Source organism: Pseudomonadota bacterium (assembly GCA_016719885.1).
Lineage (GTDB): Bacteria > Pseudomonadota > Gammaproteobacteria.
The window spans coordinates 23,395-44,986 of the sequence record JADJYF010000022.1 but is presented as its reverse complement, the minus strand read 5'-3'; the positions used below and the strand labels follow the sequence as shown (position 1 = coordinate 44,986).

Below are 21,592 nucleotides of genomic sequence, written 5' to 3'. Positions count from 1 at the left end.
ACCTGCAGAAGAAATCGCCGTCGTTGCCAGGGTTGGCGCGCTCGTCTATAAATTCCACTGCCCTTTGCGGGAAGACATGCGCATGACCGACACCGAACAAACACCCGGGCTGTCGCCCATGAAGGCCGACGAGCGGCGTCTCGCCGAGGCCATCGGCGCCCAGATCCGCGAGTTCCGCAAGCAGCTCGACGTCACCATGGCCGAAGTCGCGGGCCTGGCCGGGCTGTCGGTCGGCATGTTGTCCAAGATCGAGCGCGGCGTGAGTTCGCCGTCCTTGAGCACCCTCACCGCCATCGCATCCGCGCTCAACGTGCCGGTCACCGCGTTCTTCCGCAAATACGAGGAGCAACGCGACTGCGCCTACGTGCGCGCCGGCGAGGGCCTGGTCATCGAACGTGCCGGCACGCGCGCCGGTCATGAATACCGCCTGCTCGGCCACAGCATCCGCGGTCACCTGACGGTCGAGCCCTACCTGGTGACGCTGACCGACGCCTCGGAAGTGTTCCCGCTGTTCCAGCATGTCGGCGTCGAATTCATCTACCTCCTGGCCGGCGAAGTGCTGTATCGGCACGGACGCAAGACTTACCACTTGAAGCCCGGCGATTCGCTGTTCTTCGACTCCGAAGCGGCCCACGGCCCCGAGGAACTGATTGCCCTGCCGGTCCGGATGATCGCGGTGCTGAGCCGCGCGCGGGAACAGGAATAGGGCTTGCCGATATTTTCCTATTAGGATAATTTTGTTCCCGACATGCAATTTCAGGCCGAGGCCCTGACACGGGCGCGGACCGCGCGTCGCGTAGCGTATTCACTCAAACGGACTGGCTGGGCCGGTCGGGACAGGAACCATGTGTGGCATCGTCGGGCTGTTCGCCAAGACCCCTGAATTCGAATCGCAGCTCGGCCATTACCTGGCGCCGATGCTGCTGGAAATGACCGACCGCGGCCCCGACAGCGCCGGCGTCGCGGTCTATCGCAACCCGGTAGGCGACGGCCAGGTCAAGCTGACCCTGCTGTCGACCGCGCCGTGGTTCGCCTGGCAGGATTTCGAACACGCACTGCGCAACGCCTTCCCCGGCGTCACCGGCCTGTGGCTGATGGGCAACCACGCCATCTTGACCGCGCATGCCGCGAGCGGCGATCTGGCCAGTTGGATCCGCGCCAACTACCCGGCGGTACGCGTCAACAGCTCCGGCAGCACCATCGAGATCTACAAGCAGAAGGGCCTGCCGGCCGAGGTCGCGCACAACTTTGGCGTCTCGCAGTTCGTCGGCACCCACGCCCTCGCCCATACGCGCATGGCGACCGAGAGCGCCGTCACCACCGAACACTCCCATCCGTTCTCGACCGGTGAGGATCTGTGCCTGGTGCACAATGGCTCGCTGTCCAACCACAATCGGTTGCGCACCCAGCTCGCCAAGCGCGGCATCCATTTCACCACCGACAACGACAGCGAGGTGGCGGCCGGCTTTCTGACCTGGCGCCTCATGGAAGGCGACAGCCTGGAAGCGGCGCTCGATCGCGCCATCGTCGAACTCGACGGCTTCTACACCTTCGCCATCGGCACGCGCGACGGCTTCGCGGTGCTGCGCGACCCCATCGCCTGCAAGCCGGCGGTGATCGCCGAGACCGAGCAATGGGTGGCGATGGCGTCCGAATACCGCGCGCTGGCGGTGCTGCCGGGCGCCGACCAGGCGGATTGCTGGGAACCCGCGCCCGGTCGCATCTACAGTTGGAGCCACTGACATGGTCCATCACTTCGACCTCGCGCACGGCAGCACGCGCGATCTCAACCACGCGCTGCATGCCTTCAATGGCACCGACAGCGAGGCCGCATGGCAGGTCAAGAATGCCAACGGCCTGCACAACCTGGCGGTCGGCCTCGATGCGCCCTTGACCGTCGATATCGAGGGCCACGTCGGCTACTACTGCGCCGGCATGAACAAGTTCGCGCGCGTGACGGTGCATGGCAACGCCGGCCCGGGCGTCGCCGAGAACATGATGTCGGGCGTGGTGCGCATCACCGGCAACGCTTCCCAGTATGCCGGCGCCACCGCCCACGGCGGCCTCCTGATCATCGAGCGCAGCGCCAGCTCACGCTGCGGCATTTCCATGAAGGGTGTCGACATCGTGGTGCGCGGCGACGTCGGTCACATGAGCGCCTTCATGGCCCAGAGCGGGCGCCTGGTGGTGTGCGGCGATGCCGGCGACGCGCTCGGCGATTCGCTCTACGAGGCGCGCCTCTACGTGCGCGGCAACGTCGCCGGCCTCGGCGCCGACTGCGTCGAGAAAGTCATGAAGGACAAGCACAAGTACGAACTCGACAGCCTCTTGCGCGAGGCCGGCGTGAGCGGCGCCGACGCCGCCGAATTCCGCCGCTTCGGCTCGGCGCGCAAACTCTACAACTTCAACGTGGACAACGCCGATGCCTACTAAGCGCCGTCGCAAACGCGACTCCGTCAACACCGCGGAACTGCATTCGCGGCTGCGCGAATCGGCGACCTTCCCGCGCCAGGTGATCGCCGAGATCCAGCGCGCCGCGCGCACCGGCATCTACGACATCCGTGGCTTCGGCGCCAAGCGCGTGATGCCGACCTTCGACGACCTGTTGTTCCTCGGCGCCAGCATGTCGCGCTACCCGCTGGAAGGTTATCGCGAACGTTGCGACACCAGCGTCACGCTCGGCACGCGTTACGCGAAGAAGCCCATCGAGCTCAAGATCCCGATCACCATCGCCGGCATGAGCTTCGGTGCGCTGTCGGCGCCGGCCAAGGAAGCGCTGGGCCGCGGCGCGACCATCGCCGGCACCAGCACCACCACCGGTGACGGCGGCATGACGCCGGAAGAACGCGAGCACTCGCGCCTGCTGGTGTACCAATTGCTGCCCTCGCGTTACGGCATGAATCCCGACGACCTGCGTCGCGCCGATGCCATCGAAGTGGTGGTGGGCCAGGGCGCCAAGCCCGGCGGCGGCGGCATGCTGCTCGGCCAGAAGATCTCCGAGCGCGTGGCCGGCATGCGCAACCTGCCGGCCGGCATCGATCAGCGCAGCGCCTGTCGGCATCCCGACTGGACGGGCCCGGACGATCTGAAGATCAAGATCCAGGAGCTGCGTGAAATCACCGAGTGGGAGAAACCCATCTACATCAAGATTGGCGCCGCGCGCACCTATTACGACACCGCGCTGGCGGTGAAGGCCGGCGCCGACGTCATCGTGCTGGACGGCATGCAGGGCGGGACCGCCGCGACGCAAGATGTGTTCATCGAACACGTCGGCATACCGACGCTGCCGGCCCTGCGCCAGGCGGTGGAAGCGCTCAAGGAGCTCGACATGCATCGCAAGGTGCAGCTCATCGTGTCGGGCGGTATACGCAGCGGCGCCGACGTCGCCAAGGCGCTGGCGATGGGCGCCGACGCGGTGTCGATAGGCGTAGCGGCATTGATAGCTCTCGGCGACAACAGCCCCGATCTCGAAGACGAGTACAACGCGCTCGGCAGTTCGGCCGGCTATTACGACGACTGGCACGAAGGCCGCGACCCGACCGGCATCTCGACCCAGAACGACGAGCTCGCGGCGCGCTTCGACCCCGAGCTCGGCGGACGACGCCTGGCCAATTACCTGCGCGTGCTGACGCTCGAGACCCAGACCCTGGCGCGCGCCAACGGCAAGAGCCATGTGCACAACCTCGAGCCCGAAGACCTGGTGGCGCTGACCATAGAAGCGGCGGCCATGGCCAAGGTGCCGCTGGCGGGCACTGACTGGATACCCGGGCACGGCAAGTTCTGAAGCGCGGCGGCGCGCGCGCGCGTCGAGGCAGCACGGCATTGGGCAGGCTGATGATTCAGCCCTCTAAGGAGGCATAGCATGGCAACCGATCTGGCAGCAGTCGCGAAGGCGCGCGGCATCAAGTATTTCCTCATCAGCTTCGTCGACCTGTTCGGCACGCTGCGCGCCAAGCTGGTGCCGGCCAGCGCCATCAAGCAGATGCAGCGCGACGGCGCCGGCTTTGCCGGCTTCGCGGTGTGGCTGGACATGACGCCTGCCCACCCCGACATGTTCGGCCGCCCCGATCCCGACAGCCTCATTCAATTGCCATGGAACAAGGAGATCGGCTGGCTGGCGGCCGACCTGTGGATGAACGGCGCGGAAGTCGAAGCCTCGCCGCGCGTGGTGTTGAAACGCCAGGTCGCCAAGGCCGCCAAGCTCGGCTACCGCATGAAGAGCGGCGTCGAGTGCGAATATTTCCTGACCTCGCCGGACGGCCGCAGCCTGTCCGATCCGGCCGACGACCAGGGCAAGCCCTGCTATGACCAGCAGGCCTTGATGCGACGCTACCCGGTGATCCGCGAGATCTGCGACGCCATGCTGGAACTCGGCTGGGGCCCGTACCAGAACGACCATGAAGACGCCAACGGCCAGTTCGAAATGAACTGGGATTACGACGACGCGCTGGTCACCGCCGATCGTCACGTGTTCTTCAAGTACATGGTCAAGACCATCGCCGAGAACCATGGCTACCGCGCGACCTTCATGCCCAAGCCGTTCCCGCACCTGACCGGCAACGGCTGCCATTCCCATGTCTCGGTGTGGGACACCGCCGGCAAGAAGAACCTGTTCCTCGACGCGCGCGACGCGCTCGGCCTGTCGCAGCTCGCCTATCACTTCCTCGGCGGCATCATGCAGCACGCCACTTCCCTGTGCGCGCTGTTCAACCCGACGGTCAACAGCTACAAGCGCATCAATGCGCCGGTCACGAGCTCCGGCGCGACCTGGTCGCCGAACGCGGTGACCTATGCCGGCAACAACCGCACCCACATGATTCGTGTGCCGGACGCCGGGCGTTTCGAACTGCGCCTGCTGGACGGCGCCACCAATCCCTACCTCGCGCAGGCCGGCATCCTCGCCGCCGGCCTCGACGGCATCGCGCACAAGCGCGACCCGGGCGCGCCGCTGCACATCAACATGTACACCGAGGGCCACACCATCAAGTCGGCCAAGCGCCTGCCTGCCACGCTGCTCGATGCCTTGCGCCTGTTCGAGAAGAACAAGGAGATTGCCGCGGTGCTGGGTGAGGAGTTCGTGGCGTCCTACATCAAGCTCAAGATGGGCGAGTGGCGCGAGTACACGGCGCACTTGAGCGAATGGGAGCGCAAGAACACGCTGGATTGTTGATCTGCCGGTCGTTTAAATTCGTATGCCGGTACTGGTCTGGATTGAACGTGCGAATGAATTCGCACCTACAGGGGCGATGGCGCCACACCACCACATTGCATGCTTGACCTGATTAAACGCGGTCTCTCCGGCGGGCGGCCAGCGCGGCAATTGCCGGCGACGCCCGCGCTGAAACCGTCCTACGACGTCGTCATCATCGGCGGCGGCGGCCACGGGCTCGCCTGCGCCTACTACCTGGCGCGCACGTTTGGCATCACCAAGGTCGCGGTGCTGGAGAAGGGCTACCTCGCGTCGGGCAATACCGCGCGCAACACCACCATCGTGCGCTCCAATTACCTGACGCCCGAGGGCGTGCGCTTCTACGATGAATCGGTGCGCCTGTTCGGCAATCTCAGCCACGAACTCGATTTCAACATCATGTACGGCGAGCGCGGCCACCTGACGCTGGCCCACACCGACGCCGCCATGCGCACCGCGCGCTGGCGCGCCGAGGTCAATCAGCACCTGGGCGTCGATTCGAGCCTGGTCTATCCCGATGACATCGCGCGCCTGTGCCCGGAACTGAATCTCGCCGACGACGTGCGCTATCCCATTCTCGGCGCGCTCTACCATCCGCCGGGTTCCATCGCGCGCCACGACGCGGTGGCCTGGGGCTATGCGCAGCGCGCCGCCGAGCTCGGAGTGGAGATCCACACCCACACTGAAGTGACCGGCATTCGCGTCGAGCACAACCGCGTGGTCGGCATCGACACCAATCGCGGCAGCATCGCCTGCGGCAAGGCCATGCAGGCGGTGGCCGGCATGAGTTCGGAGCTCGCGCGCATGGCCGGGTTCCGCCTGCCCATACGCACCATTCCGCTGCAGGCCTGCGTGTCGGAAGCGGTCAAGCCGTTTCTCGATCCGATCATCGTGTCCGGCTCTCTGCACATCTACGTCTCGCAGTCGGCGCGCGGCGAACTGGTAATGGGCGGCTCCACCGATCCCTATCCCCTGTATTCGACGCGTTCGACGCTCGAATTCAAGGAAGACCTCATGATGCACATGCTGGAACTGTTTCCCTTCATCGGTTCCTTGCGCGTGCTGCGCCAATGGGCGGGCATGGCCGACATGACGCCGGACTTCAGCCCGGTGATGGGCCTGACGCCGCTCGAGAACTATTACATCGACGCCGGCTGGGGCACCTGGGGCTTCAAGGCCACGCCGGTGTCCGGCACCTGCATGGCCGAGACCATCGCCACCGGCAAACCCCATCACCTGTGCGCGCCCTTCTCGCTGGAGCGCTTCTACGACTATGCGCAGGTCGGCGAGAAAGGCGCGGCCTCGGTCGGACACTGACAGATGAAGATCCTGAATTGTCCCTTGAACGGTCCGCGCAATATTTCCGAGTTCGTCTACGGCGGCACCGTCAGCGCCATGCCCGAGCCGGCGAGCGTCGACGACCGGCGCTGGGCGGAATACCTGTTCATCGAGAACAACACGCGCGGCGTGGTGCGCGAATGGTGGTTCCATAGCGCCAGCGCCTACTGGTTCATCGCCGAGCGCGACACCGCCACCGACACCATCCTCACCACCTACCCGGCGTCGCGGCTGTTCGGCGCGCGCGACACGGGCAAGGACGCATGAGCAAGCGCACGCACATGCGCCTGGCGGCGCCCTACGGTTCACTCATCGATCGTGAACGGCTCATCCGCTTTCGTTTCGACGGCGAGTGTTACAACGGCTATGCCGGCGACACCATCGCCAGCGCGCTGGCCGCCAACGGCGTGCGCACGCTGTCGCGCTCGTTCAAGTACCACCGTCCACGCGGCATCCATGCCCTGGCCGGCAACGATGCCAACTGCCTGGTGCAGGTCGGGCCGGAGCCCAACGTGCGCGCCGACGCGCGCCTGATCGAAGCGGGGCTTAACGTCAGCGCGCAGAACGTGGCCGGCAATCTCGCCTTTGACTGGGGCCGCGCGGTCGAAGCCGTGAGCCGCTTCCTGCCGGTCGGCTTCTACTACCACGCGTTCTACAAGCCGGGCCGCGCCTGGCGATTCTGGGAGCCCGTGATCCGACGCATGGCCGGCCTCGGGCGCGTCGAGCGCAGCGCCGAGCACGAGACCGTCGATCACATCCATCGCTTCGCCGACGTCGCCGTGATCGGCGGTGGCGCGGCCGGCATGAGCGCGGCGCTGTCGGCGGCCGCGCATGGCGCGCGCGTGATCGTGGTGGACGACGGTGCGCAACTCGGCGGCGCCTTGAACCATGGCCGCCACGCGCTGGACGCCGGCGCCGCGCGCGCCGCCTTGCATGAATTGCGCACGGCCGTCGCCGCCGAGCCGCGCATCAGCGTGCTGAGCAATGCCACCTGCAGCGGCTGGTTCGCCGACAACTGGCTGGCGGCGATGGACGCCAACCACTACTACAAGATCCGCGCCGGCGTGGTGATCGCCGCCACCGGCGTCATCGAACAGCCGGCGGTGTTCCGCAACAACGACGCGCCCGGCGTGATGCTGGCGAGCGCGGCGCAACGCCTCATGCACCTGTACGGCGTCAAGCCCGGCACGCGCGCGGTGGTGTTGACCGCCACCGCGGCCGGCTACGGCGCGGCGCTCGACCTGCTCGATGCCGGCATCGAAGTGGCGGCGGTGGTCGACATGCGCGACGCGCGTGACGGCGACGCGATGCAGGACGCCTTGCATACCGCGGGCGTCGAGATCCTGCATGGCCACGTCGTCTCCGAAGCGCTGACGCGCAAGCTCGGCCATGAACTGGCGGGCGCGGTGGTGCGGGCCGCCGACGGCAGCGGCCAGCCGCGCACCCTGCCCTGCGATCTCCTGTGTGTCAGCGCCGGCTGGATGCCCGCCGCGCAACTGGTGTCGCAAGCCGGTGGCGACATGACCGCCGAAGCCGACGGCGCCTGGTTCGTGGTACGCGCACCCGCCGACAATGCCCACGCCATGTTGGCCGGCGCCGTGAACGGGCGCGCCTCGCTCGACGCGGCCATGGCCGATGGACGTCACGCGGGCGCGCTGGCGGCGCACGCGCTGGGACTCACGCGAGACGAGGCGCCACCGTCGGCGCCCTTCGAAACGCCCGATGGCCACGCCTGGCCCATCGTGCACGACGAGCGTGGCCGCGACTTCGTCGACGTCGATGAAGACCTGCAGGTCAAGGACATCGAAGACGCGGTCATTGCCGGCTATACCGACATCAATCTCGTCAAGCGTTATTCGACCGCGGTGATGGGCCCCTCGCAGGGCCGCTATTCGGCCGCCAACACGCTGCGCATCGCGTTGTCCGAGCAGGGCGCGGTGTTGACCGGCGCGCGGCTCACCACGCAGCGCCCGCCCATCCTGCCCGAGCCCATCGCGCATCTCGCCGGGCGCGATCGCCAGCCGCTGCGGCGCACGCCCATGCACGACTGGCACCTCGCCCACGGCGCACGCATGATGCCGGCCGGCAGTTGGCACCGCCCCGCTTACTACGGCGAGGCCAGCAGTACGGCGGCGGCCGCGGCGCGTGAAGCGGCGGCCGTGCACCAGCGCGTCGGCCTCATCGATGTCTCGACGCTCGGCAAAATCGAAGTGCGCGGCCCCGACGCGGCGCAGTTTCTCGAACGCATCTACACTTTCCGTTACGCCAAGCAGCCGCTCGGACGCCTGCGTTACGTGTTGATGACCGATGAGGCGGGCATCATCAGCGACGACGGCATCGCGGCACGCTTCGCCGAGGATTTCTTCTACGTCACCGCCACCACCACCGGCGTCGACGCGGTCTATCGCCAGATGCTGCGCTGGCAGGCGCAGTGGCAACTCGAGGTAGATCTCATCCACGTCACCAGCGCGTGGGCCGCCATCAACGTCGCCGGCCCGGCGGCGCGCGAACTGCTCGCGCCGCTGGTCAACGGCGTGGATCTGTCGGCCACCGCCTTCGGCTTTTCCGAATGCCGCGAAGGCCTTGTCGGCGGCCTGGCCGCGCGCCTCATGCGCGTCGGCTTCGTCGGCGAACTCGGTTGGGAAGTGCACGTGCCCGCCCATCACGGCGATGCGCTGTGGCGGCTGTTGATGGCGCGCGGCGCCGAACTCGGCGTGACACCGGTAGGCATCGAAGCGCAGCGGCTGTTACGCCTCGAGAAAGGCCACATCATCGTCGGCCAGGACAGCGACGGACTCAGCTATCCCGAAGAAGTGGACATGAACTGGGCGGTCGCCGGCGACAAGCCGTTCTTCGTCGGCCAGCGCGCCATCGAGGCCATGGCGCGCCGCGGCCTCACGCGGCGCCTGGTCGGCTTCCGCCTGCCGCCGGGTACGCCCGTGCCGGAGGAATGCAGCCTGACCCTGCGCGGCAACGACATCGTCGGGCGCGTGACCTCGGTGGCGTATTCCGAAGCGGTCGGGCACATCATCGGTCTCGCCTACGTGGCGCCGGACATGGCCGAGGTCGGTGCGCGCTTCGACATCAAGCTGGCCGGCGGCGGCGCCCGCGTCAGCGCCGAAGTGGTGCCACTGCCGTTCTACGACGCCGACAACGCGCGGCAGAAACTATGAACACGCCCCTCGATCATCGAGCCGCCCTGCACTCACGACGCGGGCCCTTGCACGAACGCCTGGCGCCGCTCGCGGCGGAGTGGCAAAGCATCAACGGCTACCAGGTGTGCGCGCGCGTGCACGGCCACCCCGCATCGGCGACACGCAACGACGACGGCCCGTGGCTGCGCTGCCTCAGCCATCGACCACGCATCGGCTTCAAGGGCCGTGGCACCACCGACTGGCTGCACAGCGCGGGCGTGATGCTGCCCGGCACGCCCAATCGCTGGTGTCGTGACGCGAGCGGCGCGGTGGTTGCGCGGCTCGGCGCGCAGGATTTCCTGATCTTCGACGAGGGCGACGGCAGCGCCGGACTGACGGACACGCTGGTCGCACGTTGGCAGCACGATGCCCCATCCGGCGCCTACATCGTGCCACGCCAGCATGGCCTCGCCTGCATCGCCATCGATGGCCGGCGCGCGCTCGAAGTGCTCGCGCGCCTGTGCGCGGTCGACGTCGGCGCGTCGTTCGGTGACGATGCCATTGCCCAGACCCAGGTGGCACTGATGAGTGCCGTGCTGCTGCGTGCCGGCGAGGCCGGCACGCCCGGCTATCGTTTGTTCGTCGACACCTCGCTCGCGCTCTATTGCTGGGACGTCCTCACCGACGTTGCCCTGTCGCTGGACGGCGGCGTGGTCGGCGCCGCGCAGTCGCGCCGCGACTGACGACTGCAAAAACTGCGCGAGGTCGGGTTTTTTCCTGCGTCAGCAAGTAGCATAGGCGCGCGTCGCGATGGACTTCGCGATGCGGTGCCGGTGACTACATTCAGGAGAATCCCATGACCAGCAAGCTTCCTTCCGAACAACGCCGCGGCTTCCTAGGCAGCGTGGCCGCCGCCACCGCTGTCGCGCTCGGCAGCGCGACGAGCGTGTCCGGCGCCCAGGCCGCCGACGCGCCCGCCGCCACCGGCACCGACTTCGAGCGCTGGCTCGACACCATCCCCGGCAAGCATCGCCAGGTCTACGACGCGCCCCAGCACCACAACGGCATGCCCTTGATGTGGTCGCACGTGTTTCTCATGACCGGCGCCCAGGCCTACGGCGTGCCAGAATCGGAACTCGGCGTGGTGATCGTGCTGCGTCACTCGGCGTTCCCGCTCACGCTCGGCGACAGCGTGTGGGCTAAGTACAAGTTCGGCGAGTTCTTCAAGATCGACGATCCGCAGACCAAGGCGCCCGCCACGCGCAATCCCTTCGCCAATCTGAAAGCGGGCGATCTGCCGCTCATGGAAGCCGGCCTCGACAAGCTCATGGCGCGCGGCGTGAAAGTCGCGACCTGCGGCATGGCCATCCACCACTACAGCATGGCCTTCGCCAAGAGCACCAATGGCGACGCCGAAGCGATCAAGAAGGAGTGGTTGGCAGCGGTCATGCCCGGTGTGTTCGTCGCACCCTCGGGCGTGATCGCGGTGCATGGCGCGCAGTCGCGCGGCTGTACCTACTGCTTCGCGGGTTGAGCGCGGCGCGATGACGAGGCTGGGCGTGCGCCGTGGCGCAATGGCTGTGTGGCTGGCGGCGTTGCCGCTGTGCCTCGCCCTGTTCGGCGCCGCGAGCGCCGCCGACAAGCTCAGCCAGCCGCCCACCGACTATCCCGGCTGGCACGACGCGCCCCTGCCCGACGGCCCGGTGGGCGCCGCCATTGCCCATGGCCGCCGCATCTTGAGCAACGCGCCGAAATACGCGGCGGCCTATAGTGGCAACGCGCTGACCTGCACCAACTGTCATCTCGATGGCGGTCGCACCCCGGCCGCCGCGCCGTGGGTCGGCATCTGGGGTGTGTTCCCCGAATACCGGGCACGCAATGCGCAGGTCAACACCTTGCAAGATCGCATCAACGACTGCTTCGAGCGCTCGCTGAACGGCAAGCGCATGCCGGCCGATGCGCCGGAAATGACCGCCATCCTGACCTACATGCAATGGCTGTCGCGCGAAGTGCCCACCGGCGAGAGCGTCAAGGGTCGCGGCTTTCTGCGCTTCGAAGCGCCGCGGGCCGCGAGCGCCGAACGCGGCGCGCCGCTCTACGCCGAACACTGCGTGAGCTGTCACGGCAAGAACGGCGCCGGTCGCGGCGTCATCGGCACCGCCGAATTCGTGCCGCCGCTGTGGGGCGACAAGGCGTTCAACATCGGCGCCGGCCTGGCGCGACTCAACACCGCGGCGGCCTTCATCAAGGCCAACATGCCCTTGGGCCAAGGCGGCAGCCTCGACGACCAGGCCGCGTTCGACATCGCCGCCTACGTCATCAAGCAACCGCGTCCGGATTTCGCGCGCAAGAACGAAGACTGGCCGCAAGGCGGCAAGCCGCCGGATGCGCGGTATTGAGGAGCGGGGGGTATCTCCCCGTGGGTCAGACTTCAGTCTGACATTGAAATGCATGCAGGCGAGCGCGTCTCGGATGTCCGAATGAATTCGCACCTACAGGGCGCACTCACACGACGAAATCGCCCGCCACCAGCGTCGTCACCGACGTCAGCTGCAGCACGAAGTCCGCCACGCCATTGCCATCGACGTCGCCGCTCAGCGACGACGTGGTGCCGCTCACCGCGTAATGCAGTTCTCCGGCGTTCAATGTGAACGCCGCCGTGCCTATGAAGGAAAACGCCTGGTCGCCCGCCACCAGGCTGTTGGCATCGAGGGCTGACAGGTCGATGACATCAAACTGCGCATGCAGAAAGTCGCGCAGCGTGTCGGTGGTCGTGCTGGTGGCGCCGAGATCGCCGAGCGCGGTGTAGCGAAACACGTCCGCGCCGCCGCCGCCGGTCAAGGTGTCGCGGCCGCCGCCACCGATGAGGACATCGTTGCCCAGCCCGCCGGACAAGCTGTCATCGCCGGCCAGGCCCCACAAGGTGTCGCCGCCGCCGCCGCCGGTGAGCACGTTGGCAACATTGTTGCCGGTGCCGGTGAAGGCGATGGCCGACAGGTTGGTCAGGTTCTCGAACTCCGCGTCGAGGGTGAAGCCCGCGAGGTTGGTGGTGCGCACGGTGTCGGTGCCGCCGCCCGCGCTCTCGACCAACACGTCGGTGAGGGTGTCGATGCTGTAGGTATCGTTGCCGCCGCCGCCCTCCAGGCGATCGACGCCGAGACCGCCGTTCAAGGTGTCGTTGCCGCCGAGACCGAAAAGGCTGTCGTTACCGGCGCCGCCGGTCAGGGCGTTGGCGAGGCCGTTGCCGGTGCCGCTCGCGCCCAGCGTGCTCGTCAGCGTGAGGTTCTCCACGTCGGCGGGCAGCGTGTAGCTGGCCAAGGCGCTGCGCACGGCGTCGGTGCCGCTACCGGCGAGTTCCACCACCAGGTCACCGTCGGTGTCGACGGTATAGGTATCGTTGCCGACGCCGCCTTCGAGCCGATCGATGCCCACGCCGCCGACCAAGGCATCGTTGCCGTTGCCGCCGACCAGCAGGTCGTCGCCGGCGCCACCGGTGAGACTGTCGTTACCGTCGAGGCCCGACAGCTGATCGTTGCCGTTGCCGCCGGTCATGCTGTTGGCGCTCGCGTTGCCGAACACCAGCGCGCCGCCGGCGAAAGTCACCGTCATGGTTTCGAGGTTGGCGGACATGGTGTAAGCCGCGAGCGCGACGCGCACGGTGTCGGTACCGGCGCTGAGTGCTTCGCTGACCACGTCGCCCGCATCGTCGACCGTGTAGGTGTCGTTGCCCGCGCCGCCAGCCATGTCATCGGCGCCGCTGCCGCCGTTCAGGGTGTCGGTGCCGTCACCGCCCTGCAAGACATCGGCGCCGCCGTTGCCATTCAACACGTCGTTGCCAGCCAGGCCCGACAGGGTGTCGGCGCCGTTACCGCCGGTCAGGGTGTTGTTGAGTGCATTACCGACGGCGTTGATGCCGGTGGCGGCGATGTTGACCAGGTTCTCGAGATTGGCGCCGAGCGTGTAAGCGGCGAGGCTCACGCGCACGGTGTCGGTGCCGGCGCTCACGCTTTCCACGATCACGTCGCCGACGTTGTCGACCACGTAGGTATCACTGCCGCTGCCGGCGCTCATGACATCGGCGCCGAGGCCGCCGTCCAGCACATCGGCCCCGGCGCCGCTGCTCAATTGGTTGGCGCCACCATTGCCGGTGCCGGTGAACGCGCTGGTGCCGGTATAAACCAGGTTTTCAACTTCGCTGCCGAGCGTATGGAGCGTGAGACTGGTGCGCACGGTGTCGGTGCCGCCGAGCGCGGCTTCGCTGACCACGTCGCCGACGTTGTCGACCACGTAGGTATCGTCGCCCTGCCCTCCGCTCATCTGGTCGGCGCCGCCGCGGCCGTCCAGCGTATCGTTGCCGACGCCGCCCTCCAGCACATTGGCGAGCGTGTTGCCGATGGCGCTGAAGCCGCCGCTGCCGGCGTAGCGCAAGTTCTCGAAGTAATTCGCGAGCGTGAAGCTGGCGAGCGTGGTGACGACGGTGTCGATGCCGCCGGTGGAGGTTTCCACCAGCACGTCGCCACTGCTGTCGACGCGGTAGCTGTCGTTGCCGCTGCCGCCACGCAGGGTGTCATTGCCCACGCCGCCGTCCAGCACGTCATCGCCGCCCGCGCCGTCGAGGCTGTCGGCGGCGTCGCCACCGATGATTTCGTTGTTGGCGCCATTGCCGACGCCGGTGAAAGCGCCGCTGCCGGTATAGACCAGGCGTTCGAACTCCGCGGCCAGCGTGTAGTTCGTCATGCTGACGCGCACGGTGTCGATGCCGCCGCCGGCCACTTCCACCAGGTTGGCACTGGTATCGGCGAGGACATAGGTGTCGTCGCCCGCTTCGCCGGCCAGCACGTCGGCGCCGCCGCCACCGCTCAGGCTATCGTCGCCATCACCGCCTTGCACGTGGTTGGCGGCGCCATCGCCGCCGAGCACGTCGTTGCCGCTCGAGCCGATAAGGTTTTCGATCGACACGAAGCTGTCGCCCGCGGCATCGCCGCCGCTGGCGCTGCCGCTCGCGAGATTGACGTTCACGGCACCCGCACTGCCGGAATAGTCCGCCGTGTCGTTACCGAGGCCGCCATCGAGCACGTCGGCGCCGCCCAGTCCGCGCAGGCGATCGTTGCCACCGAAGCCGCGCAGGGTGTCGTCGCTGGCGGTGCCGAGCAGGACATTGTCGCCATCGTCGCCGTCTATCGGCAGGCTGGTGAGCGAGAACAACTGGTCGGAGAAACGCAGGAATTCGAAATGGGTCAGGGTGTCGACGCCCTCGGCGCCGACCAGGTGCGTGACGGTCGTGACACCGCCCAAGGTCACGATGCTGTAATCGCCCAGCAGGTAGCTGAACCAGGCGTAGTCGATGTCCGCGCCGCCATCCAAGATGTCGTTGCCGGCGCCGCCGAACAGCGTGTCGGCGCCGTCGGCGCCACTGATGTTGTCATTGCCGGCGCCGCCCAGCATGAGGTTGGCCAGCGCATTGCCGGTGGCGGTGAGGGTGGCGCCGCCGGTGTAGGTCAGGTTCTCGACATTGGCATTCAAGGTGTAGACGCCAAGACCGGTCTCGACGGTGTCGAGGCCGGCATCCTGCGCTTCTTCGACAGCGTCGCCGAGCTCGTCGGCGACATAGACATCGTTGCCCTGGCCACCGCGCATGAGGTCGATGCCGGCGCCGCCGTCCAGGCGATCGTTGCCGGCGCCGCCGTCGAGCGTGTCGTTGCCGGCATCGCCGAACAGCTGATCGTCGCCGCGCCAGCCGCGCAGCGAATTGGCGACGCCATTGCCGTGCAGGACGTCGTTGCCGTCACCGCTGTCGACGTTCTCGATGACGGTGCCGGCCGCGAGATTGACGACGCGAGCATCGATGCTGCTGGCATGCCCTTCGCGCAGATCGATCGAGGTGTCGCCGGCGATGGCGGCGGTATTGATGGTGTCGACGCCATTGGCGTCCGTCAGCACGAGTCGGCTGGCGTCGAGGTCGGCGAAGCGATGGAATTCGCCGGTATAGACGTAGGTGTCGTCGACAGCCGCATCGCCGAAGGCATAGACCCCGACCTGGTGCACCACGCCGGCATTGCCGGCCAGGGTGTCGTTGATGGACACCGTCCAGCTGCCGTTCGACAGCTCACCCCAGCTGTGGGTGGTGGAGAACGTGAAGACGATGTTGTCCTGGGTGGTGGGCGGATTGGCGAACAGCACGCTCTGGGTGCCGCTCGGACTGGTGAGCGTGATGCTGAGATCGCCTATCGAGGCGTGCTCGATGACGATGTCGACCTCGACGCGATCGATACGCAGACCTTCACCAAGCGTGAGTCCGTATTGCAGGCTGCCGAGATCGGCGAGCGCGTCACCGGGAAACAGCGTCGCGCCCGTCACCAGTTCGTTGGCGGAGGTCGATTGCGCGCGCCAGCTCTCGGCCATGCGCACCGCCGCCATGGCGTCCACCAGGCCGAAGCCGAAAGCGTGACCGACATGCATGGCGCCGCCGTTCCAGTTGCTGGCGCCATTGAGATCCCACGCGCCGCTGCCGCCGCTCAGCACCGCGCTGGAGGCGAGGATCTCCTGCACGTCGCGCCAGCCGAGCGCGGGATTGGCTTCCAGCATCAGCGCCGCCACGCCGCTGACCAGCGGCGCGGCGAACGAGGTGCCGCTCAAGGTCACGGCGTTGGTGCTGTTGTAACCCGCCGCGCCGACGCGGTCGGTGGTCTGGATGTTGACGCCCGGCGCCGCCACCAGCAGCGCCGCGCCCGGCGTCGAGAAACTCGCGACGTTGCCGGCGCTGTCGAGCGCGGCGACGCTGACCACGCCGCGGTGATTCTGAAAGCTGTGGTAATTGACGTTCTGCCCGCTCGCGCCCTCGTTGCCGGCCGCGAACACCACGATGGTGCCGAGTCCCTGGCGGCCGCCGTGCAGGGCCTGCAGCAGGCCATTGGCGGCGGGTGCGAATACCGAGGACAGGAAGTTGTCGCCGAGGAATCCCGAGTAGCCCCAGCTGTTGTTGGCGACATCCAGTTGGTCGAGACGCGAGAACACGTCGCCCACCTGGCTCTCGGTGCCGGTGCCGAAAGTGATGCGGTAGCCCGCCAGCGTCGCGCCGGGCGCGGCGCCCGCGCCGCCCACGCCGTTGTCGAGCAGCGCGCCGGCCGTACCGGCGACGGCGGTGCCGTGGTTGTCGCCGGCGAGCGTCGGATAGGCGTCGAAGTCACCCTGGGCGGCGTCGTAGTCGCGGGTGGTGTCGTAATGGGCGGCCAGCTCCGGGTGCAGGTAATCGACGCCGTTGTCGACGATGCCGAGCAGCACGCCCGTGCCGCGAAACTCGTTCCATACCGCGCTGACATTGATGCCCTTGGTCGCGCCGCCCGTGCCGCCGAGATGCCAATAGGACGGCAACAAGGGATCGTTGTAGCTCGCCGGCAGGTCGGCCGAGCGCAGTGTCAGGGGCGCGCTGGCGTCATGCGGTGGATTCGAAGCGCTGGGGGTATGGAGCGAGAGGGCGCCGCTCGACTCGGATGCGCCGCCGAAAGTCGCGGCGCCGGTCCGGTGCGGCGCGGGCGGCACGTCCGCGGTCGGCGGCCGCCATGCCGACAGGGTCTCGCCAGGCTCGCTGCGAGCTGCTTCGAACTTGGGGGCGCTACGCTTTTTCACCATGGGGATTCGCTGTCAAGGGCAACGGCCCGCCGACGGTAGCAATTCGCGGCCGGGCTTAGAAGGGCTTGGCTCCGCAGGCGGCATTGTTTTGCAAATGGCGGTCGCGCGCCCGTCGCCACGCCGCCGTCCGCTGGCCTTCAGTCGACGATGGCCTGGTAGGTGAGCACGCGCAGCTGGCGACGCAGCGGATAGGTCGATGACGGCAGCAACTGGGTGAGCAGGATCACCGTCATGTCTTCGACCGGATCGACCCAGAACGCGGTGCTGGCGGCGCCGCCCCAGGCGTATTCACCGGGCGAACCGATGATCTCGGCCTTGGCCGGATCGAGCATCACCGAGAACCCGAGCCCGAAGCCGATGCCGCTATAGGTCGATTCGCTGAAGCGCGGCTGGCCCATGTCGGCCATGTCACCGCGCAGGTGATTGCGCGTCATGAATTCAACGGTCTTGCGGCCGAGCAGGCGCACACCGTCCAGTTCGCCCAGGTTGCGCATGAAGGCGCAGTAGCGGAAGTAATCGGCGGCGGTCGATACCAGGCCGCCACCGCCCGAGATCAAGGTGCGCGGCTTGAGATAGCGGCTGTCGGTGGCGCTGTCGATCTGCTTCAGGCCGCCGTCGCGGCTGCGCGTGTAGTTGGCGGCGAAGCGGCCGTGGTTGTCTTCACGCACATGGAAATCGGTGTCATGCATGGCGAGCGGCACGAGTATGCGTTCGCGCATGAATTGCTCGAAGGGCTGGCCAGCCAGCACTTCCACCAGCGCGCCCAGCACGTCGGTCGCGACGCTGTAGTTCCATTCGGCGCCGGGATGATTGAGCAGCGGCAGCGCCGCCAGCGGCGCCATCATGTCGAGCAAGGGCTTGTCGGCCACCTGGAAATCGACGCCGTGCTGGCGATACAGCGCATCGACCGGCGTCGCTTCCAGGAAACCGTAGGTGAGGCCCGAGGTATGGGTGAGCAGCTGCTTGAAGGTGATGGGCCCGTTGGCCGCCACCGTCTCGTAATGCTCGGCATTGCCACCGCTGAACACGCGCATGTCGGCGAACATCGGCAGGTGCCTGGCGATGGGGTCGTCGAGCTGAAAGCGGCCCTCCTCGTAGAGCATCATGATGGCGACGCTGGTCAAGGGCTTGCTCATGGAATAGATGCGGAACACGGTGTCGGTGCCCATCGCCGCGCCGGCCGCGACGTCGCGCAGGCCGTAGCTGTCGAACCAGGCCACGCGCCCGCGCCGCGCGACCAGCGTCACCATGCCGGGCAGGCGACCGCTGTCCACCCATTCGCGCATCCATGGGCCGATGCGCGACAGACGCTTGGAACACAGGCCGACTTGTTCGGGGGTGGCGTGGTGCATCGGGCTCAGCCTCTCGCACTGTTTGCCGCGCAAATCAATGTCCGACTGAAGTCGGACCCACACAAGAATGTGCGGCCATGGTCGATTGTGGGTCCGACTTCAGTCGGACGACCTTGCACATTTTGCACCGACATCAATCGGCCTGCGTCCTCGCCAGGTACTGGCGACGCAGGAACATGTTGTTGGCAATCAGCGCGCCCACCACCATCGCCGCGCCGAGCAGCTCGATGCGATGAAAGGCGTGGCCGTGCAGCGCGCGCCAGGTGAAGGTCACCACCGGCATGAAGTTGATCAACAGGCTGGAGTTCAGCACGCCGATGCGCCGCGAACCGAAATTCCACGCCATCATCGAGAACGTCACACCGATGAGACTGAGATAGGCGAGCTGCCAGGCCACGCTCTGCAGGGCCGCGACACTCGGTGCGTGGATATGGCCGACCGCCACCAGCACCGAAGTCAGCAGCATGGTGCCGAGCGTGCCGGGGATCATGGTCAACACCGTGATGCGCCAGGTGCTCCAGCCGGTCAGGCGGCCGATGCCCGCGGTGTAGATCACCCAGCAGCCGGCGCCGAGCAGGATGATCAGATCGCCGAGCAGCTGCGAGCTCGAGTTGATGAATTCGAGATTGCCGTTGGTCACCACCAGCACCACGCCGGCGAACGCGAGCGCGATGCATACCAGCGTGAAATTGGCCGGACGCTGGCGTTTCATGAACCACATCGCCAGCACCGCCATGGTCGGCTGCAGTGCGCCCAGCACCACGCAATGTTCGGCGCTCGACAGCGACATGCCGACGAAGGCGCCCATCGGCGACAAGCACATGCCGACCAGGCCCAGCACGATGGCGCGGCCGCCGAGGCCACGGTAGGACAAGGCGGCCCAGCCTTCGCGCGCCACCAGGAAGGGCACCAGGCAGGCCACCGCCACGCAGTAGCGGAACAGGCTCAGGTGAAACGGGTTGACCGCGACGAAGGCGTCCTTCGCCACCGGCAGCTGCACGCCCCAGAAGATCACCGCGACGAGCGAGACGATGAAACCCGGCATGAAACCACGGCTCATGGCCTGCCTCCCCGCCCATGACGAGCGCGGGGCAGGTGCGTCCTGGCCGCCCTCACCGTCGTATCACGGGCAGCACGACATGCGACGGATGGCGCTCGTCATGCCACACGCGGTTGGTCGCCACCACGAAATCGTCGGCGCTCTCCTCGGCGATCACGCCACCGCTGTTGGTGTTGCGATCGAAACGCGGGAAGTTGCTGCTCGACACTTCCAGACGGATGCGATGACCGGCGCGAAACAGGTTGGCGGTCGCGACCATGTCGATGACGAGTTCGTACACCGTGCCGGGCTGCATGAGCTTCGGCGCCGACAGCGACTCGCGATAGCGCGCGCGCAGGATGCCGTCGGTCAGGATCATGGCGCGGCCGTCGGGATGGACGTCCACCAGCTTGCCGGTGAAATCGGTGTCGAGCGCCGAGGAGCTCACGTACAGCGTGAGGCTCACCGGGCCGGTGAGCTCGGTGTCCTCGGCGAGCACGGCGCTGGTGTAGCACAGCACGTCGGCGCGGCTTTCGACGGCGCGCTGATCGCGCGGCCCGGCATTGGCGGCGATGAAGAGGCCGGGCAGGAAGGTCGCGCCGCCGCAGGTGCGTACCGGGTCGCGCGGATCGTAGAGATAGGTATCGGGCGTTTCAGCGCGCGGCGCCTGCGGCGAGAGTTCACCATCGCCGGCCGCGGTATTGGCGCGGCCGCCGCTGTGCAGGTACCACTTCTCGAAGCGGGTGTCGGGCAAGGGCCAGTCGGCCTCCTCGCGCCAGGCATCGAGGCCCATGATGAAGAGCTTGACCGGCTTGTCGTCGGGCACGCCATTGGCCTCGCCCTTCAGCCAGTGATCGAACCAGCGGATCTGCATGGCGGTGACGTCGGCCACGGCGTCCATCGCCATCAGGCCGAAGTTGCGCTCGGGATAGACGCCGCCGTTGTAGCCGTGCACCCACGGGCCGATCACGAGGCGCTGCCGGGTGCGCGCCGCTTCACTGCCGCCGCGCGCCTTCATGCCGGTGTAGTTGGCGAGCGTGCCGCCGAGGAAGAGGTCGTACCAGCCGCCGAAGTTGAGCGCCGGCGCGGTGATGTTCTCGTACTGCTCGCACGGCGCGGCGCCACGCCAGTAGTCGTCGTAGCCCGGGTGCGCCAGCCAGTCTAAATAGTAGGGCGCGAGATCGGCAAGCCCCGGCACGCTGTTGAGCGGCAGGTGCTCGTAGGCCGCGGCCACGCCGTCGCCGCCGGCAATCGCGGCGCCGAGTTCGGCGAGCCCGGCACGGCCCTGGCCGAGACGCCTCACCGTTTCGCCGAGCGCGAAGGTCGAGGCGCACCACTGCAGCATGAAGCCCAGTTGAAACGCGCCGCCCTGGTAGGTCCAGCGGTCGTAGTACTGGTCGGTGGTGATGAAGGGCGCCATGGCACGCAGCGCCGGCGGCGCCTGGCCAGCCGCCAGCCACTGCGTGGCGCCGTAATAGGAAGCGCCCATGGTGCCCACCGCGCCGCTGCACCAGGGCTGGGCCGCGGCCCAGGCGATGGCGTCGGCGCCATCCTCGGCTTCCTGGAAGTAGGGATCGAATGCGCCGCCCGAAGCGAAGGTGCCACGACAGTCCTGCACCACCACCGCGTAGCCGGCCTGCGCCACGCGCAGGATGTCGCCGGCCAGGAACAGCAGCACCGGGTTCTCCTTGTTGTAGGGCAGGCGCAGCATCACCACCGGCCACGCGCCGTCGCCGGCCGGACGATACACATCGGTGGCGAGGCTCACGCCGTCGCGCATCGCGACGCTGAGATTCTTTTCGATGACGAGATTCATGGCGCGGCTGCCTGGCGTTAACGATTCACGAAGGGGGCCGGGAGTATAGCGGCTATGCCCGCCACGCACCGCCCCGCATCGGGTAATGCACTGTCG

At 67.4% G+C, this 21,592-nt stretch carries 15 protein-coding genes; 11 read left to right on the top strand and 4 right to left on the bottom strand.

What is annotated here, in order from left to right:
• Positions 1-82 precede the first annotated feature (82 nt).
• From IPM80_20365 to IPM80_20315, 11 genes are all read left to right on the top strand, one after another.
• Entirely contained in the window at positions 83-706 is a 624-nt protein-coding gene (locus IPM80_20365; GenBank protein ID MBK8960708.1) for a helix-turn-helix transcriptional regulator, read from the top strand.
• Positions 707-845: 139 nt separating this feature from the next.
• Positions 846-1,742, top strand: a complete 897-nt coding sequence (locus IPM80_20360; GenBank protein ID MBK8960707.1) for an amidophosphoribosyltransferase — start codon at positions 846-848, stop codon at positions 1,740-1,742.
• Position 1,743: 1 nt separating this feature from the next.
• On the top strand, positions 1,744-2,433 hold the full coding sequence (locus IPM80_20355) for a protein GlxC (GenBank protein ID MBK8960706.1): 690 nt from the start codon (positions 1,744-1,746) through the stop codon (positions 2,431-2,433).
• The gene (locus IPM80_20350) at positions 2,423-3,784 is read left to right on the top strand and encodes an FMN-binding glutamate synthase family protein (GenBank protein ID MBK8960705.1); all 1,362 of its coding nucleotides are present in this window, start codon (positions 2,423-2,425) and stop codon (positions 3,782-3,784) included. The genes IPM80_20355 and IPM80_20350 overlap by 11 nt, the downstream gene beginning before the upstream one ends.
• Before the next feature lie 78 nt (positions 3,785-3,862).
• Positions 3,863-5,170 (top strand): type III glutamate--ammonia ligase, encoded by a 1,308-nt coding sequence (gene glnT, locus IPM80_20345; protein ID MBK8960704.1) that lies wholly within the window; start codon positions 3,863-3,865, stop codon positions 5,168-5,170.
• A gap of 99 nt (positions 5,171-5,269) precedes the next feature.
• Positions 5,270-6,505, top strand: coding sequence for an FAD-dependent oxidoreductase (locus IPM80_20340; GenBank protein MBK8960703.1), 1,236 nt, complete (start codon positions 5,270-5,272; stop codon positions 6,503-6,505).
• A gap of 3 nt (positions 6,506-6,508) precedes the next feature.
• Positions 6,509-6,793: a sarcosine oxidase subunit delta gene (locus tag IPM80_20335; protein ID MBK8960702.1), complete on the top strand. Its 285-nt coding sequence runs from the start codon at positions 6,509-6,511 to the stop codon at positions 6,791-6,793.
• Positions 6,790-9,699, top strand: coding sequence for a (2Fe-2S)-binding protein (locus IPM80_20330; protein ID MBK8960701.1), 2,910 nt, complete (start codon positions 6,790-6,792; stop codon positions 9,697-9,699). Before IPM80_20335 ends, IPM80_20330 begins: the two co-directional genes overlap by 4 nt.
• Positions 9,696-10,403 (top strand): hypothetical protein, encoded by a 708-nt coding sequence (locus tag IPM80_20325; GenBank protein ID MBK8960700.1) that lies wholly within the window; start codon positions 9,696-9,698, stop codon positions 10,401-10,403. Before IPM80_20330 ends, IPM80_20325 begins: the two co-directional genes overlap by 4 nt.
• A gap of 113 nt (positions 10,404-10,516) precedes the next feature.
• Positions 10,517-11,194, top strand: a complete 678-nt coding sequence (locus tag IPM80_20320) for a hypothetical protein (protein MBK8960699.1) — start codon at positions 10,517-10,519, stop codon at positions 11,192-11,194.
• A 25-nt stretch (positions 11,195-11,219) separates the two neighbouring features.
• Complete coding sequence (locus IPM80_20315) at positions 11,220-12,059, top strand: c-type cytochrome (GenBank protein MBK8960698.1); 840 nt, start codon at positions 11,220-11,222, stop codon at positions 12,057-12,059.
• A 106-nt stretch (positions 12,060-12,165) separates the two neighbouring features.
• Here the strand turns inward: IPM80_20315 and IPM80_20310 are convergent, their stop codons facing one another.
• From IPM80_20310 to IPM80_20295, 4 genes are all read right to left on the bottom strand, one after another.
• Positions 12,166-17,289 carry a S8 family serine peptidase gene (locus tag IPM80_20310; GenBank protein MBK8960697.1) on the bottom strand — a complete coding sequence of 1,708 codons (5,124 nt, stop codon included), beginning with the start codon at positions 17,287-17,289 and terminating at the stop codon, positions 12,166-12,168.
• Positions 17,290-17,426: 137 nt separating this feature from the next.
• Complete coding sequence (locus IPM80_20305; protein ID MBK8960696.1) at positions 17,427-18,641, bottom strand: beta-lactamase family protein; 1,215 nt, start codon at positions 18,639-18,641, stop codon at positions 17,427-17,429.
• 133 nt (positions 18,642-18,774) lie between these two features.
• On the bottom strand, positions 18,775-19,701 hold the full coding sequence (locus IPM80_20300) for a DMT family transporter (GenBank protein ID MBK8960695.1): 927 nt from the start codon (positions 19,699-19,701) through the stop codon (positions 18,775-18,777).
• Positions 19,702-19,753: 52 nt separating this feature from the next.
• Positions 19,754-21,496, bottom strand: coding sequence for a CocE/NonD family hydrolase (locus tag IPM80_20295; protein MBK8960694.1), 1,743 nt, complete (start codon positions 21,494-21,496; stop codon positions 19,754-19,756).
• Between the last annotated feature and the right edge of the window lie 96 nt (positions 21,497-21,592).

Coding starts and splice junctions, on each gene's coding strand:
- IPM80_20335 (MBK8960702.1), top strand. CDS start 6,509: ATGAAGATCCTGAATTGTCCCTTGAACGGTCCGCGCAATATTTCCGAG.
- IPM80_20355 (MBK8960706.1), top strand. CDS start 1,744: ATGGTCCATCACTTCGACCTCGCGCACGGCAGCACGCGCGATCTCAAC.
- IPM80_20365 (MBK8960708.1), top strand. CDS start 83: ATGACCGACACCGAACAAACACCCGGGCTGTCGCCCATGAAGGCCGAC.
- glnT (MBK8960704.1), top strand. CDS start 3,863: ATGGCAACCGATCTGGCAGCAGTCGCGAAGGCGCGCGGCATCAAGTAT.
- IPM80_20320 (MBK8960699.1), top strand. CDS start 10,517: ATGACCAGCAAGCTTCCTTCCGAACAACGCCGCGGCTTCCTAGGCAGC.
- IPM80_20350 (MBK8960705.1), top strand. CDS start 2,423: ATGCCTACTAAGCGCCGTCGCAAACGCGACTCCGTCAACACCGCGGAA.
- IPM80_20300 (MBK8960695.1), bottom strand. CDS start 19,701: ATGAGCCGTGGTTTCATGCCGGGTTTCATCGTCTCGCTCGTCGCGGTG.
- IPM80_20305 (MBK8960696.1), bottom strand. CDS start 18,641: ATGCACCACGCCACCCCCGAACAAGTCGGCCTGTGTTCCAAGCGTCTG.
- IPM80_20295 (MBK8960694.1), bottom strand. CDS start 21,496: ATGAATCTCGTCATCGAAAAGAATCTCAGCGTCGCGATGCGCGACGGC.
- IPM80_20360 (MBK8960707.1), top strand. CDS start 846: ATGTGTGGCATCGTCGGGCTGTTCGCCAAGACCCCTGAATTCGAATCG.
- IPM80_20330 (MBK8960701.1), top strand. CDS start 6,790: ATGAGCAAGCGCACGCACATGCGCCTGGCGGCGCCCTACGGTTCACTC.
- IPM80_20340 (MBK8960703.1), top strand. CDS start 5,270: ATGCTTGACCTGATTAAACGCGGTCTCTCCGGCGGGCGGCCAGCGCGG.
- IPM80_20325 (MBK8960700.1), top strand. CDS start 9,696: ATGAACACGCCCCTCGATCATCGAGCCGCCCTGCACTCACGACGCGGG.
- IPM80_20310 (MBK8960697.1), bottom strand. CDS start 17,289: ATGGTGAAAAAGCGTAGCGCCCCCAAGTTCGAAGCAGCTCGCAGCGAG.